A 14,876-nucleotide genomic window follows, 5' to 3' on the forward strand; every position below is an offset into this window, starting at 1 on the left:
AACTCATTTTTATATTTAAAAGTAATCAAGAAATTATCTTGTAATCTTTCAATAAAATTAACAGTTTGATTTATACTTATAATTTATTGTTTTGTAATTTGTATAAAAAAGCCTAATATCATAAAATTCTCTCTGTTTCGAACCTATTCATGTTGAGTCAATCACAACTATTTGCGAGCAAATCATAAGTAAGGGGCCTATGAATGAAAACTATTTAAGAAGAAATCAAAATGCCTCTTATGAAGATTTTAAATGCAAAAAATATTGCAACATTAGAAACAGGCAAATATTATGACGATATGGACCTACATCATAAGAGAAGTAATGAACTTCTGAACCTTTCTCATTTTCAATGAAGAGAGCATCTTATAAGCTTTTATATATAAAAAAATTCAATGAATTTCATAAGATTTTTAGCGCAAAATTAATCCCGTAAGATGCTTTGACACGATTTCAACAGCTAACTAAAACCAAATCATAGCTCATCAATTTGCTATATACTCATAACTGATTTCATTCTAACAAGGCTAAGAGTTCTGCACCTTTTTTAAGGTATTAACTTCTTTATAAATGCACCCCCTTACAAAATGCTTTTGTTTTCAGTAAGAGCACGTCTGCTCATTTCAATCATTGCATCGCGAAGATGTAACTTAATTTTTGACCCAATAATCATTCCAAAGAAAGGAGAAAATAAACCAGACATGGTTACAGTATGACGAATTTTGTTATTTGAAGAACCCGATTTTGTTGAACAAATATATTCATGATTAAAACTCATACGTGTAAAAGGAAGTTTAGCATAATCAGAAAAACAAACATTTTTTATAACTTTATCAAGTGTAAAAGTTACTGTAGGTCCCTTTTTAGGTTTCATGCGTCCTATAGCGCCTTCTTTGAAAGGACCAGAAAGTTCTACCCACTCAAGTTCACTATCCCAGCAAGGCCATGATGCCACATCTTCCCATATAGCCCAAATTTGCTCAGCACTTGCTTCTGTACTAATCTCTTCACTATATATCCAATTAAACACGATAATCTCCCCTTTTTTACAAATTACTTATCTTTAGTGATAAAGAATAATATAAAAAAGTATCCTTAAAGCTGCACAACGATAAGATACTTAATACTCTCAGATTTACTTAATATGTAATGACTAACTCAACAAGCGATATTACTAAACTAAACACACAAGTATTCAGGATAAATGAACAATATTTTCAATACTAAACAAAATATCTTTTTTAAGTTTAGACAATAGCAAAAATAGAAGTTACGCATCATATAAGATATCAATGCAGACTGCATAGCTTAAAGCTTTCAACTGCTGATGAAATGTGATGATTAAGGTATGGCAGAAAGAAATTAGATAAAAAAGATCATAACTATTATCGAGGAATATATATCCTATTGGAGAAAAAACATCCTTCTGTATTAAAGCTAATAAAAATTCATCAATTCCTTTAACATTAGAATCTTTTATTGATTTTCTGCTTAACCTTTTAAAAACCATATAAAATGAAGAAAACTGTGAAAAAGCATTTTTTCATCCTATCGGATAAAAACAAGAACTTTCTCAAGATGTAAGCGATCGTAATTTATAGAGACGTATTGCTGTCTCACCATAAAAACGCTCATCGTCTAGATAAAAGACGTCAGGTAAATAAATCATTGTATCTTTCTTTTCTTCAAGTATGAAGAGTGTATCAGCTTTTGCCCACCCTCCTCGCAAAGCTTCTACAAAAGCACGTTCACCTAAACAACGGCTATAGGGAGGATCAGCGCAGATAACATCAAATGGCAGCATTGTGCCAATATTGCCAAGTTTGGTCGCATCACGACGCAAAATCCGTCCTATCGACTGTAATTCAAAGGCTTCTATATTTTTTTGAAGCAACCCACGCCCCTCAACCGAGTTTTCAACAAAAACAGCCGCCTTTGCTCCACGCGAAAGTGCTTCGATGCCTAAAGCACCAGTACCAGCAAAAAGATCAAGAATGCGTTTATTGGTCCAAAACTCTTCTTCACGGCTAGAAAGAATATTAAAAAGGCTTTCACGTGTACGATCACTCGTTGGGCGAATCGACTGATTAACAGGCGAAAACAAAACACGCCCAGCAAATTTACCGCCTATGATCCGCACGTGGACCTCCAAATCGCTTCGAAGTTTTTGCACCGTCCCTATGTGGTTTAGATTTTTTCATAGCACCACCAAACGATTTTACCTTTTTCTTTCTCTCAAAAGAATGCTCATCATGACCACCTTTTATCATTTTCTCTTTATCCTTTAAAAAGCGATCTTTCTTACCAAAGGGATGCGTCTCGTCATAAGATATTTTGCCATGTTTTTGAACAAAACTTTCCCTCTTCTCTTTGTATGACGGATTTTCTTTTAGTTTTTCCTTGCCTCGATGAAAGGACTTTCTACCATCCAAATCGCTCTTATGATCATGCGATTTCTCCTCACTATAGGAAGGCTTTCTACGTGCACTTTGCGGACGTGCACCAGGAGCCATCCAAACATTAGCACGGCGAGAACGCGGTAGAAAACGCTCTGCTTTTCCTTCTTCACTTTTCTCCTTCTTTACATTCTCATGAGACTTTGTACTTAATCGTGCGCGACTATGTTCAACAGAACCATCTCTTGGTCGGCGTCGTATCGCCCTTTCACTTGAGAAAACCCAACCATCATTTGCAACAGAAAGATCTTTCTGGCTTTGCTTTTCTGCAACAACTGCAGAATTTGAAAATGGCTTAAGAATAGGAGCATCAAAATCTGCATTGGCTTGCATAATTAAACGCTCCCCCAACTGATCTCGTAACATCCGCCCTTTTAACTCTTGCACGGCTCCTTCTTCTAAATCAGAGAGATGAAATGGACCATAAGATACACGTATTAATCGATTAACTGATAATCCCAATGCCCCTAAAACATTCTTTATTTCACGATTTTTTCCTTCTCGCAAAGCGACAGAAAGCCATACATTCGACCCTTGTTCGCGTTCAATTGATGCTTCAATCGAACCATAAAAAATACCATTAATCGCAATACCATTTTTAAGGTTATCCAACGCGCTCTGCTTGACTCTTCCATGAGCACGGACACGATATTTGCGGACCCACCCCGTTACAGGAAGCTCTAATACACGCGCTAAGCCACCATCATTGGTTAAAAGCAAAAGCCCTTCCGTGTTAATGTCAAGCCTTCCAACAGAAAGAACACGCGGCATTCCTTTTGGTAAATTACTAAAGACTGTAGGTCTGCCTTCAGGATCACGGTTCGTGGTGACAAGACCTGCTGGCTTATGGTAAAGCCATAAACGCGTTCGTTCTATAGGAGGTAAAGGTTTGCCATCAACTTTAATAACATCAGAGCGGCTAACATTAAAAGCAGGCGTTGTCACGACTTTACCATTCACAGAAATACGACCTGCAACAATCATCATTTCTGCATCTCGACGCGAAGCAATACCAGCACGCGCTAACCTTTTAGCAATTCGTTCACTCTCATTATTTTCATTCATTTGCGTTTCAAACCAATCTTTGCAAGTATGTTCAGAAAATTATTCACATGCACCATACCGCTTATCCTGAAAAAGGAAGTAGCATAATCATTTATCATTTTCTATCCTTTAACGACAATAATGTATCTGTCGACTTGCAAGTTTGTTTTAAACTCTTTAAAAAATAGAGGTATTCTTTTCATTATAAAAGCGTAATAAATTATTCATTCCATAGCATTCCTTATCGAGATAACCTTTAGATTTTCTATACCTTCAGTAGAAAGAATATTATGACTTTGACGCCCATGGAAATAGCCCTTTTAGAAGCGCAAGAGGCTGCAAAAAAAGATGAAGTTCCCGTAGGTGCTGTCATTACACGTGGAAAAGCTATCATTGCACGCGCTGGTAACTTTATAAAATCTGCATATGACCCTACAGGACACGCAGAAATACGCGCAATCCGTATGGCTTGCGAAACATTGCAAAACGAAAGGCTTCCTGATTGCGATCTTTATGTAACACTTGAACCTTGTGCTATGTGTGCCGCTGCCATTTCATTTGCACGCATACGACGTCTCTATTATGCAACAAATGATCCCAAAGGAGGTGCTATAGAAAATGGCCCACGTTTTTATCAGCAACCAACCTGCCATCACAAACCTGAGATTTATTCTGGTTTCAAGGAAAAAGAAGCAGCTCAATTACTTAAAGACTTTTTTGTACAAAAGCGATACTAAAAATAATTCTTCTTCCATAACTTTCACTCTTTAAAAACTATCCTACTTCTCAAAAAAGACTGTTAATTCTTCTGATATATATATATATATAGCAAAAGCTATTTCGAAGCATTTTTTCTCTCTTTTAATTCTGCATATTGTTTCTATTAGATGGTACATTCATTCAAAAGAATAATTCATTATTTTGTATATAAAATATAAAGTCCAAAATATCGTAGATATGCTCTCATTTCAAATTACATTGAAACAGTAAAAATCACTTTCTTGCACATCATAAGCGGAATTATCGTCTGGATAAAGAACGTTTTAGAAAAGACTAAAAATGTCTCTTATGAAAGCTCTCAAATGCAAAAATTATCGCAACATTGGAGTCTGTAAAATAAAATGATGGTATCCACTTTCTCCTTCCTAAGCATAAAGTATTGGAGCACAATAGATTTTACGTTATACTAGCCACATGAGCAATGTTGTAAAATGAGCTTGAGAAATGTTTCGTGTTAAGGAAACGCATAAGGAATCTCTCGATGCTGTTGTCATATTGCTATTTCATGAGAATACCCCCCTCCTACAGCAGCATTATAACTGCGCGCGAATGAGAGCTTGGTATCATAAGTAATTGGAAAAATACTTTACTTTAAATGTTTTGTCTTTTCCCTATCGACCAATAGGTGCGGTTTTTGCCGGTTGGCGATAACTTAAAGGTGGTTCAGTGAGATAGCGACGGTATTTTGAACTTCCAACTTGTGCTCTCTGACGACGTAAATATTCCTGTCGTTGCTTCGCATTCAACTGTGAAGGATTTTCTGAACCAACGCCATTAACTGACGATCCTTTGTGAGGAAAAGGAGTATTTCCTTGATGCTTCTTCGATGCTGCCATTTCATTGACAGATCTATCTTGTTGTGGTACCGGCAAAAATCTGCGTGAACTAGGGCTTGGTATTACAAGTTTTGGATGAGGTTTCATAACAATCTGGCTGCTGTTATTTGTTGGTGTTAATGAAGTGATATTAGCAACATCTTCAAAAAACTGTATTGAAACTGGTTTATTGGTACCATAGGTAGGAGCGGATAAATTGCATCCCGTTAAAACAAAGCACATCCCTAAAATTCCTATTGGAAATATTTTTATTTCACGTTTTCTCACTGCCTATTCCATTTCCTAGGTGTATGGCTGATTAATATTCCCGTTATTTATGAGAGAACGGTCCATACACAAATTTCCCCCCTGCAGATAAAACAACGGAATTTTTTTCGTACCACAAAAAACTATATTCATCAATATGAGAAATTTACTTGCATTTCTTTCCTTTGATCTAAAACTTTAAATCTTGCCAAGAATCTGCAATTCCCGCAAAGCAGCTGCATCACGAGCAGATACATCCGGATAAGCTGGATCACTTCCAACATCTTGTGTATAACGCCATGATCGAGCACATTTTTTTCCTAATGCCTTCTCTGGATATACACCAACACCTTCAACATCATTCAAAGTAAAAGCATCAGAAGGTATCGTGTCCTGCGTAATTGTGAGCGCACTGGTAATACAGATCTCCGCCATATCCACATTTTCTAATGCCTCTCGTAAAACCAGATTGGAAATAAAAACAATAGGCGCAGCTTCCAAAGAGGATCCAATACGCTTATTAGCACGTTCAAGCTCTAAAGCACCTGTCACAACTTTACGGACCTGCCGAATTTTTTTCCAACGCTCAGCCAAAGATTGGTTTTGCCATTCTTCTGGTACAGAGCGAAATTGTTCCAAATGCACCGATTGGCTTCCTGGATAACGCTCTAACCAAGCTTCTTCCATAGTAAAAGGTAACATTGGAGCAAGCCATGTGACCATACGCTCAAAAATCTCACGGACAACCTGCAAGGAGGCCTTGCGTTTTTTTGATGAAGGCGCATCACAATAAAGAGAATCCTTGCGGATATCAAAATAAAATGCCGATAACTCAATGATTGAAAAATCCAATAATGCACGCATAATCTTTTTAAAATCAAATTCATCGTAAGCGCGATTAATCAACTGATCAAGTTCAAAAAGCCTATGCAATATAAATTTTTCAAGATCCGGCAGTGCACCATAAGATACTTCTTCTCCATCATCATGTGCTAAAGTTCCTAGCATCCAACGAATTGCATTGCGTAGTTTACGATATGAATCCACATTTGTTTGAAGTATTTTTTTGCCTAAACGCTGATCTTCCCAATAATCGGCTGTCATAACCCAGAGACGAAAAATATCAGCTCCAGATGTTTTAATGATTTCTTGCGGAACAACCGTATTGCCTAAAGATTTAGACATTTTCTTACCATTCTCATCCAAAGTAAAACCGTGTGTGATCACGGACTTATAGGGAGAACAAGCACGCGTACCACAGCTTTCCAAAAGAGAAGATTGGAACCATCCGCGATGCTGATCTGAACCTTCAAAATAAACATCAGCAGGCCATTTCAAATCAGCCCGATCTTCTAACACAAAGCTATGGCTGGCTCCAGAATCAAACCAAACATCCAAAATATCATAAACCTGTACCCAAGGCTCATGTGCACGCTCACCTAAAAAACGTTCACGTGCTCCTTCAGCAAACCATGCATCTGCCCCTTCTGCTTCAAAAGCCCGTAAAATACGCTCGTTCACACCTTCATCTTTTAGAATAACACCATCCTCATTTGCAAAAATACAAATAGGAACACCCCAAGAACGCTGACGAGAAAGAACCCAATCAGGACGATCTTCTATCATAGAAGCTAGGCGGTTTTGTCCAGAAGATGGCACAAAACGCGTTTTTGAAACAGCTTCCAAAGCCCGACTACGTAAAGTTGAACCATCCCCAAAATCTTTATCCATTGAAATAAACCATTGCGGTGTATTGCGAAAAATAACGGGTTTTTTTGAACGCCAACTATGGGGATAGGAATGCTTTAAACGCCCCCGTGCAAACAATCGATCTGCTTTAATTAAAGCATTAATGACCTCTTTATTGGCATCACCCATTTTTCCATTATCATCAATAACACGTGCAGGTCCTCCTTCACGATCTGGTCCTAAACCTGGAACATCTTTCGTATAGAACCCTGCATCATCAACAGGAAACGGTATAGATGAATCAATCCCCGCTTGCTCCAGTAAGGACTTATAATCATTCCAAATTTCAAAGTCCTCACGCCCATGGCTTGGTGCTGTATGGACAAAACCTGTACCAGCACTCTCTGTTACGTGCGAACCATCAAGCAATGGAATTTTATAATTATACCCTCCAGCTAAACCTTTGAGTGGATGAGAAAGAACAAGAGCTTTCAACTCTTCAGAAGAAATAACACGCAAATGCTTCAAAACAAGTTTGGCTTTTTCTCCACAACTCATCGCTAAAGCGTCTGCAAAGAGAAGCTTTTCTCCCACTTGAGGACCAAAATCATTTTCAGCACTTTCAACTTCGTAAATACTATAAGAAATTTGCGAAGAATAACTCACTGCACGATTGCTTGGAATCGTCCACGGTGTTGTTGTCCAAATGACGACATGAGCACCATATAAATCATCAGAATTTGCTTCAAAAACAGGAAACTTAACCCAAAGCACCTCTGATTCATGATCATGATATTCAATCTCAGCCTCTGCCAAAGCCGTACGTTCCACAACAGACCACATCACTGGCTTGGAACCACGATAAATCTGATCTGACATAGCAAATTTTATCAATTCACTGGCAATGCGTGCTTCTGCATGAAAAGCCATTGTAGTATAAGGCGTGTTAAAATCTCCCACAACACCAAGGCGTTTAAATTCTTCACTTTGAATAGTTACCCAATGCTGTGCAAATTCACGGCATTCTTGACGAAACTCGTTAAGAGGTACCTCATCCTTATTTTTTCCTTGTGCTCGATATTTTTCTTCAATTTTCCATTCAATTGGAAGCCCATGGCAATCCCAACCAGGTACATAATTTGCATTAAAACCGCGCATTTGGAATGAACGAACAACCACATCCTTTAGAACTTTATTTAAAGCATGCCCGATATGAATATGACCATTTGCATAAGGCGGACCATCATGAAGAATATAAAATGGACGATCTTTTGCTTGTTGACGCAATTGCGCATAAAGCCCCATATTTTCCCAACGCGCCATCAATTCAAGCTCTTTTTGCGGAAGCCCTGCACGCATAGGAAAATTTGTCTGTGGGAGATAAAGAGTTTTTGAATAATCTATTGTTTCATTTTTCACAGCCATTGTGAAATATCCCTGTCCACTTTTACGATTTCATTTTTGCATAACTTCCCTGAACCCTGCAACTCTGGTTTTTATCTATAGGGAAAGCCGAGCTTATCATTCGTATTAAGCAGCGATCAGGAAAATATATCATCACACTCTATGGGCTTTATCATGAAATTCACAAGAAAAGAAACCAAAAAGTGATCTTAAAAAAAAATAAAGGCTCCACTGACAGTGGAGCCTCTTAGAAATTTACTCTTTAAAAAATTAGAATTTATAAGCTACACCAACACGGAAATCATTGGTTTTGTAGTTAACTTCAAGTTTTTCCTTTGCAAATTTCTTTTTACCAAAATCAGAGTAACGATATTCTGCACGTACAATCACATTATCTAGAAGCGAGAAATCAACGCCACCACCAAGTGTGTAACCAATCATGGTTTTTGTTTCATCAGCTAAGTTCTTAGAAGAAACGACTCTTCCATCCTCATCCTTAACAGATATTGATACAGTGTCTTGGAATTGCCCATAAGCAATACCACCAGCAAGATAAGGCATAAAGCGATCAGCAGCAAAACCAATACGTACCCGTGTAGCACCACCCCAATTTTGTTTGAAAGTATGACTTAAAGTTTCAACTGCATCCTCTTGATCAAGACCAAGTTCAGAAGCCATCTTTTTTATTTGTTCTATACCATATACACTGGAAGCGTTCTTATCCACCGCTTGTGTACTTTGTGCACCGTGTCCAGACATATTCTGTCCACCATGAGAACGAGAAGCATGTGGATTAGTACCATTCGGATGAGCACCAGAGCTATGCCCACCTGCATGAGGTGCACCATGTGCATTAGCATTTCCACTACTATGGGAAGAACTATGATGACCTCCCTGTTGGGCTCCGCTTATTCCATTAGAAACTTTTGTCTCTGAACCATTGGATGATCCTGATCTCGCGAGTACAAGTGATGAACTCGGTACTGTTTTTTCTGCTGCTGATGGTTGTGATACAGGTTGTACCAGTGTAGGTGCTTTTACTGCTGGCTGACTTGCGCCTGATACTGTTGATGAGGTAGAAGACGCGGTTTTTATAGCAACTGGTTTTTCAGACACTGTTCCTTCACTTGCCCTTCCCCCTGATAACTGACCTCCTATAGCTGATCTTGCCAATGAGAGCGATGCTGACCGCTCTGGTGTTCTACCCCCTGCGTCGGGGGAGGAAGATTTAGATGCAACTGACTGTGATCGACTTACCACACCTACCGATGTCCCTCCTGTATTTGATCTTCCCAATGAAGACGATGGCAATTGCACTAATCTAACCGTCTGTCTAGAGGAGGCTGATTGTGCTACTGGCGATGCAGCTGGTGTTTGTGATGATATTGTTGAAACTCCTGGATTTTTTACCTCCACAGCCACTGTTTGTGTTGCATTAACATTGCTAGAATCTCCAGTTGTTGCTGCTTGATTTGATTGTGCTGCTCCTGCTCGTGACGGTTGAATTGCAGTTACTGGTTTAGCTGGTGCTTGACTGGATCGCGTTCCAGCAGATTTTTCTGAAGCGGATACTGCTGTTAGAGTCCCTCCTGTTGTAGCTCCTGCACCTGCAGTTCCTGAGGCAATTCTTTGTGTTTCTTCTGATGTTGCTGCTTGTGGTGCTTGAGGTGCTTGAGGTGTTTGTAGGCTTGCGGATCTGCGGGATCTTACGACTGCATTTTCTACTGTAGCGTTATCAGCTGCACCTATGGTAATGGTCTTTGTGTGTTTTTTTCCAGATACCATTAAATCCGTATCGATACCAAAAATAAAGTTGTCACCGAGATCAATATTAGAACCTGCATAAAAACCACCTGCAAAACCTGAAAGTTTAGGAGAGAACTCTTTATCCAGTGGTAAACTCTTTTCTTGACCAACAAGAGCCATATCAGCTTTGCTCGAAAAACCACCAGCTTGGACACCTAAATAAAGACCTGTCCATGAAAAAGTAGGTGCAACAATGGTAGAAGCAGTCGATGATGCTGGCTGATGAGGAATCATAACATCAGCAGCTAGTGCTGTAGACGCTGAAATTAAAGAAAAAATAGACGCTGTTATTAAACGTTTTGTATTCATAAAATCTCTCCAAATATCCAAAATGAAATTCATATAGAGCATCTTTTCTGAAATATCTGTAGCAAAAATGACACACTCACAAAAAAATAAAGAATTTTTGCAAATAAGGCTTCTTAAACTTTTAATTCTGCATTCAATAAGAATTTGTAAACTAAATCACACTAAAATTATGTGTATTAAAGTTGGATTCATTTTCATTAAAGTTTCGCATAACTGTTAATGATAATATTCTTTATAAATTTCTTTTACCAAAATCTAAATAACAGTATTTTGCATACAATAAACTATTATCTGTTATTGCAAAATCAATACCAGCGCAAACAGTGAAATCAAATATTGCCTTTTTTAAAACCAAGCGCCATCAAAGTTTCATCTATTTACCAGCATGATCTACTTTTAGTACTTTAGCAATAGTATTTTGTATCTAAAATTCAGAAAAACAAAGAAATTATTCAAACACTCGCAAAAAAACTTTTAGATTCTTTGCATAAACATCTTCATCCTGCTACATCACATTGATTTATAAAGATAACTTATTGTTTTCATGTTGAATGAAAAAACTAATTCTGTAGGATTCTATCATTTAAAATCTGTTCCATGTTGTATTAATTAAAATCACTTGCTTGCACGTTACAAGCGAAATTTTCGTAAGGACGGACAAGGCTTTCTCTGCTGAAGCAAGACCTAAGGTTTGCATTCAAGTTGTTCTGAATGCTTTTTACAATAAGGGCTATTTAAGCGTCTCTCAATACTTCGCTGAGGCATGACAGCACCTGGACGACAAATGGGAAGGTTGTCTGATTTATGATTTCCACACCAGCCTCCCCCCACATCATATTTATAGCGAAATCCTGCTTGAAGCATGCAAGCATCAATGGTTGCATTTGCATTGTAGCTGAGCTTTCTGCTTTCTGGATCCTTATCATAAGGAGTTGGCATACCACATTCTAATAATGCTTTTGCTACCTCTGTAAAATCTGCTCCTGGCTTCTCCCATGCCCCTATAGAAGATGAGGGAGTTTTAGTAAACTGGCACCCAGCTATACTCAATAGAGTTATCGCACTTAATAATTTTAAGGTTTGTTTCATTTTTTGCTCCATGAATTAATTGAATCAATTTGTATACGGTGAGATGAACCATAATCATGTCTACATGCTCGATCCGCATTTGCATAACAAACATGAGGGCTGGGATAACTAAATAGTACTTTCTTTGCCTCTTTAACTGCGTTACTACCAAAGGGTCTCTGGTAAAAAGTAGCGGGATTTCCACCAAATACTACACCAACAAAATCATCTGTATGGTTTTCCAAGCCGACAGTGGTTTGCTTGCCATCCTTTAAGACATATAACGTATCTGCCATGTCTTGAGTATTATAAGCTGGACCAAAGAAATTAACCATTGTTTCCTTTGCTATACCGAGAACACCATGCTTTACTAAATTATATGATCCATTTCCTGCTGTTATGGTACCACGACTATGGGCATCATCATGCAATCCTGTATTGCCATAAAGATACATTATATCCTGGAATTTCTTGGTTGAATTGGTCAATCCAAAAAAAAATCTACCTTCCAGAAACTTCTGAAAAATCGCTATCCCTACTTCCACTTCCCAGTCTTCAGCTTCTGGGAAGTATGTAAAATAAAGGGGACCATGATCATTGTCAGCAAACTGGACAGTATAACGCGCAGCATCATCTGGTGAGGTAAAATACCATTGTAAAACATATGAACCTTGCCATCAGAACCTTTTTGTAAATGTTTTTCTTCTTCTGGTGTTAAATAGTGATACAGAGGTATTTTTCTTCCATAGCTGTCTTTTATATAGTTTCCATTTTTATCTGTTGCATAGAGGACATTGCCATTTTCATCATGCTCAACCTCACCCTCAGGATATTTTTTGACATAGGCGATTTTATAAATTTTATCAAAGTATCCCAATCCTTCATCCGATAAATCATTGATCATATCTACGCGATTATGCACTACCCCCTCAAGCGGTGCGACATCTAGCTGTCCTACTGCTTGGTGGGCTGCTGCGGTGTTACGGTTGAGAGAGCCAATGATTTGTCCAGCATCTTGCCCCATCGCCGTCTGTCCAGTTATATCAGTAAGGATGATACTCCCATCACTGATAGCAGATTTGGTTTCCCCTTCTGCTCCATCCTTGGCTTTGCCGTGATTTAAAACATTTTTGGCAATGTTCTTTATCGTGTCATTCCCAGAAAGACTAAACCCTTGGCTGCTGGCTTGAGCATGCGCACTGTTGCTGATATCACTGGTGCTAATGCTTCCTGTGGTCAGGCTGTTTTTTCTGCCGAGGCTGTGCTTTCAATAATACCTCCGGTCAAAGTTGTTTTATCTTTAACAGTGATATCAAAACCGCCATCACCAGCTTTAACCCCTGTTTGCTCCACAACGCTGTGATAATCACTGGAGGATTTATCCTTTTGGAAAGAGGCGCTCATAGAGCCCCCACCTATTTACTAAGGAAATAAACGTGTGTAACATCAAACATATTATCATACAGCCTGCTAAAGATGAGAGCTTTTGTTTTTTACCATTGGCTATGAAAGAAAATCCTTTGAGGACTATTTCAATCAACTTATCAAAAATAATATTAAACTTTTGTATGATATTCGTAAAAATCCAATAAGCAGAAAATACGGATTTTCAAAAAGACAATTAGAGAAAGTTGTAAACAACATTGATATTGAATATATGGCATATGCCTGAACTTGGAATTGCCTCTGAAAAACGAAGAAATTTGAAAACACAAAAGATTATGATCGCCTTTTTGAAGATTATCAAAATACAACTCTCAAGGATAATTCTTGTGCAATAAACAAATTATATCAAATTTTTTTAAACAAAAAGCGCGTTGCAATCACCTGTTTTGAAGCTAATGTATGCATGTGTCATAGAGGACAACTCGCATTAGCTCTCATTCCGTTGCCTGATTGGAAATATGAAATTAAGCACATCTAAAAAAATAAATTTGCATATTTTTAAAAAATGGGAGTGCCCATATGCCTCCCAGCCCCCTACCCATTCCTAATAACTTTTAAGTGATGCATGATTCACGCTACGGGTGAATTCTGCGCAAATCAAGGAAAAGAAATATGAACTGACTAATGAAACAATTGAGGTTGGTGGATACATTACACTTTACTGCATCCGTGATTTGAGAGACTTTGGAGATGTAAAGGCAGGTGATCTTGGCGCTTTTATACAAAAAGAAGACAATCTAAGTCATGATGGCAATTGCTGAATAAGTGATGATGCAAAAGTCTATGGTTATGCCAAAGTTTTTGGGGATGCACAAGTTTTCGGTGGTACATTTATTAGTGGAAAAGCTAAAATTTATGACAGTCCATTGATTTCCATCAGAGCAAATATACGCTGGCTATTAAACAAGCGCAAAATGGCATCTCCAAGAAAATAAACAGACTTACAAAAGGCTCTTTCGATTGGTTATTGCATCAGTATTTACAAAGCATGCAATGGCATAATCAATTAGAATCTACTAAAAAGTTAAATATCGAATTCTGAACAATGTTTCTAAAAATATTGCTGATCGTGCACATAAAAGCATAGAAAAACACCACATCCTTGACGCCGTAGACAGAAGGCGAGCTACTCTCGCAGCGGCAAAATATTTTTTGACCTCTTTAAACGATCTCTTTAATTGGGCGGTTGATAATGCCCTTTTAAATAGAAATCCTGCCTTTAATATAAAAGCACCAAAATCTTTAAACAGTGGGGGATTACTGCCATGGCTAGAAGAGGACATAGACAAATATTATCACCATTGGTCACATGGTACACATGAACGCGTCTGGATTGATGTTCTTCTTTATACAGGCTTGCGTCGTGGTGATGCCGTTCGTATCGGCTGGAAAGACGTCAAAGATAATATCATTTATCTCAAAACAGAAAAGAGCCAATTTAAAACAGATGTTTTTCTTCCTATTTTACCAGAACTAGAGGAAACCCTTAAAATTGGTCCCATAGGTAATGAAACATTTATTTGTGGTAAAGGTGGAAATAAGCTTGTCAAAGAAAGTTTTGGCAACCTCTTTCGTGAAGCATGTAATGCGGCGGGTATTAAAAAATCAGCGCACCGATTGCGAAAATTAGCAGCAAAACGTGCTGCCAATGCTGGTGCTACGGTTTCGCAAATGAAAGCGCTTTTTGGCTGGACAGAAGATAAAATGGCATCTCTTTATACCAAAACAGCCGATAGAAAACGACTTGCAACAGAAGCAATCAAAAAGCTACAAAAAAGTTAGAGCAATGGGC

Annotated in this window: 12 protein-coding genes and 2 pseudogenes; 4 read left to right on the plus strand and 10 right to left on the minus strand. The window is 38.1% G+C overall.

The genetic code is table 11. The features are described 5' to 3' along the window. Nucleotides 1-580: 580 nt before the first annotated feature. The 3 genes from ACFIMM_RS04200 to ACFIMM_RS04210 all read right to left on the minus strand — a co-directional run bounded on the left by ACFIMM_RS04200 (nucleotide 581) and on the right by ACFIMM_RS04210 (nucleotide 3,521). Complete coding sequence (locus ACFIMM_RS04200; protein ID WP_375629733.1) at nucleotides 581-1,030, minus strand: hypothetical protein; 450 nt, start codon at nucleotides 1,028-1,030, stop codon at nucleotides 581-583. 543 nt (nucleotides 1,031-1,573) lie between these two features. Then, nucleotides 1,574-2,140: a 16S rRNA (guanine(966)-N(2))-methyltransferase RsmD gene (gene rsmD, locus ACFIMM_RS04205; RefSeq protein WP_375612106.1), complete on the minus strand. Its 567-nt coding sequence runs from the start codon at nucleotides 2,138-2,140 to the stop codon at nucleotides 1,574-1,576. Continuing rightward, nucleotides 2,121-3,521 carry a pseudouridine synthase gene (locus ACFIMM_RS04210; protein WP_375612105.1) on the minus strand — a complete coding sequence of 467 codons (1,401 nt, stop codon included), beginning with the start codon at nucleotides 3,519-3,521 and terminating at the stop codon, nucleotides 2,121-2,123. Before ACFIMM_RS04210 ends, rsmD begins: the two co-directional genes overlap by 20 nt. Before the next feature lie 269 nt (nucleotides 3,522-3,790). Between ACFIMM_RS04210 and ACFIMM_RS04215 the strand changes: the two genes are divergently transcribed. Further along, nucleotides 3,791-4,237 carry a nucleoside deaminase gene (locus tag ACFIMM_RS04215; protein ID WP_273790416.1) on the plus strand — a complete coding sequence of 149 codons (447 nt, stop codon included), beginning with the start codon at nucleotides 3,791-3,793 and terminating at the stop codon, nucleotides 4,235-4,237. A gap of 654 nt (nucleotides 4,238-4,891) precedes the next feature. Here the strand turns inward: ACFIMM_RS04215 and ACFIMM_RS04220 are convergent. The 7 genes from ACFIMM_RS04220 to ACFIMM_RS04250 all read right to left on the minus strand — a co-directional run bounded on the left by ACFIMM_RS04220 (nucleotide 4,892) and on the right by ACFIMM_RS04250 (nucleotide 13,042). Further along, a complete protein-coding gene (locus ACFIMM_RS04220) occupies nucleotides 4,892-5,383 on the minus strand; it encodes a hypothetical protein (RefSeq protein WP_375612104.1) in 492 nt (163 codons plus the stop codon). A 177-nt stretch (nucleotides 5,384-5,560) separates the two neighbouring features. Beyond that, complete coding sequence (gene ileS / locus ACFIMM_RS04225; protein WP_375629739.1) at nucleotides 5,561-8,476, minus strand: isoleucine--tRNA ligase; 2,916 nt, start codon at nucleotides 8,474-8,476, stop codon at nucleotides 5,561-5,563. Nucleotides 8,477-8,725: 249 nt separating this feature from the next. After that, nucleotides 8,726-10,570, minus strand: a complete 1,845-nt coding sequence (locus ACFIMM_RS04230; RefSeq protein WP_375682562.1) for an outer membrane beta-barrel protein — start codon at nucleotides 10,568-10,570, stop codon at nucleotides 8,726-8,728. 684 nt (nucleotides 10,571-11,254) lie between these two features. Next, complete coding sequence (locus tag ACFIMM_RS04235; protein ID WP_375682561.1) at nucleotides 11,255-11,659, minus strand: hypothetical protein; 405 nt, start codon at nucleotides 11,657-11,659, stop codon at nucleotides 11,255-11,257. Next, entirely contained in the window at nucleotides 11,656-12,093 is a 438-nt protein-coding gene (locus ACFIMM_RS04240; protein ID WP_375682560.1) for a hypothetical protein, read from the minus strand. The genes ACFIMM_RS04235 and ACFIMM_RS04240 overlap by 4 nt, the downstream gene beginning before the upstream one ends. Before the next feature lie 80 nt (nucleotides 12,094-12,173). Then, nucleotides 12,174-12,662, minus strand: a complete 489-nt coding sequence (locus ACFIMM_RS04245) for a hypothetical protein (protein WP_375629748.1) — start codon at nucleotides 12,660-12,662, stop codon at nucleotides 12,174-12,176. Between the two features lie 212 nt (nucleotides 12,663-12,874). Further along, nucleotides 12,875-13,042, minus strand: a complete 168-nt coding sequence (locus ACFIMM_RS04250) for a hypothetical protein (protein WP_375629751.1) — start codon at nucleotides 13,040-13,042, stop codon at nucleotides 12,875-12,877. Between the two features lie 160 nt (nucleotides 13,043-13,202). Here ACFIMM_RS04250 and ACFIMM_RS04255 point away from each other — a divergent pair. The 3 genes and pseudogenes from ACFIMM_RS04255 to ACFIMM_RS04265 form a co-directional block, all read left to right on the plus strand. Continuing rightward, a pseudogene (locus ACFIMM_RS04255) lies at nucleotides 13,203-13,562 on the plus strand (DUF488 family protein). A gap of 103 nt (nucleotides 13,563-13,665) precedes the next feature. Then, complete coding sequence (locus tag ACFIMM_RS04260) at nucleotides 13,666-13,845, plus strand: hypothetical protein (RefSeq protein ID WP_375613526.1); 180 nt, start codon at nucleotides 13,666-13,668, stop codon at nucleotides 13,843-13,845. Nucleotides 13,846-13,970: 125 nt separating this feature from the next. Then, a pseudogene (locus ACFIMM_RS04265) lies at nucleotides 13,971-14,866 on the plus strand (tyrosine-type recombinase/integrase); the annotation flags it as partial. Between the last annotated feature and the right edge of the window lie 10 nt (nucleotides 14,867-14,876).

The organism is Bartonella sp. AP258QHHD (assembly GCF_042196145.1).
Taxonomy (GTDB): Bacteria; Pseudomonadota; Alphaproteobacteria; order Rhizobiales; family Rhizobiaceae; genus Bartonella.

Excerpts from the sequence above, each read along its gene's own strand:
- ACFIMM_RS04210 (WP_375612105.1), bottom strand. The coding sequence starts at position 3,521 with ATGAATGAAAATAATGAGAGTGAACGAATTGCTAAAAGGTTAGCGCGT.
- ACFIMM_RS04215 (WP_273790416.1), top strand. The coding sequence starts at position 3,791 with ATGACTTTGACGCCCATGGAAATAGCCCTTTTAGAAGCGCAAGAGGCT.
- ileS (WP_375629739.1), bottom strand. The coding sequence starts at position 8,476 with ATGGCTGTGAAAAATGAAACAATAGATTATTCAAAAACTCTTTATCTC.
- ACFIMM_RS04230 (WP_375682562.1), bottom strand. The coding sequence starts at position 10,570 with ATGAATACAAAACGTTTAATAACAGCGTCTATTTTTTCTTTAATTTCA.
- ACFIMM_RS04235 (WP_375682561.1), bottom strand. The coding sequence starts at position 11,659 with ATGAAACAAACCTTAAAATTATTAAGTGCGATAACTCTATTGAGTATA.
- ACFIMM_RS04240 (WP_375682560.1), bottom strand. The coding sequence starts at position 12,093 with ATGTATCTTTATGGCAATACAGGATTGCATGATGATGCCCATAGTCGT.
- ACFIMM_RS04245 (WP_375629748.1), bottom strand. The coding sequence starts at position 12,662 with ATGGGGCAAGATGCTGGACAAATCATTGGCTCTCTCAACCGTAACACC.
- ACFIMM_RS04250 (WP_375629751.1), bottom strand. The coding sequence starts at position 13,042 with ATGAGCGCCTCTTTCCAAAAGGATAAATCCTCCAGTGATTATCACAGC.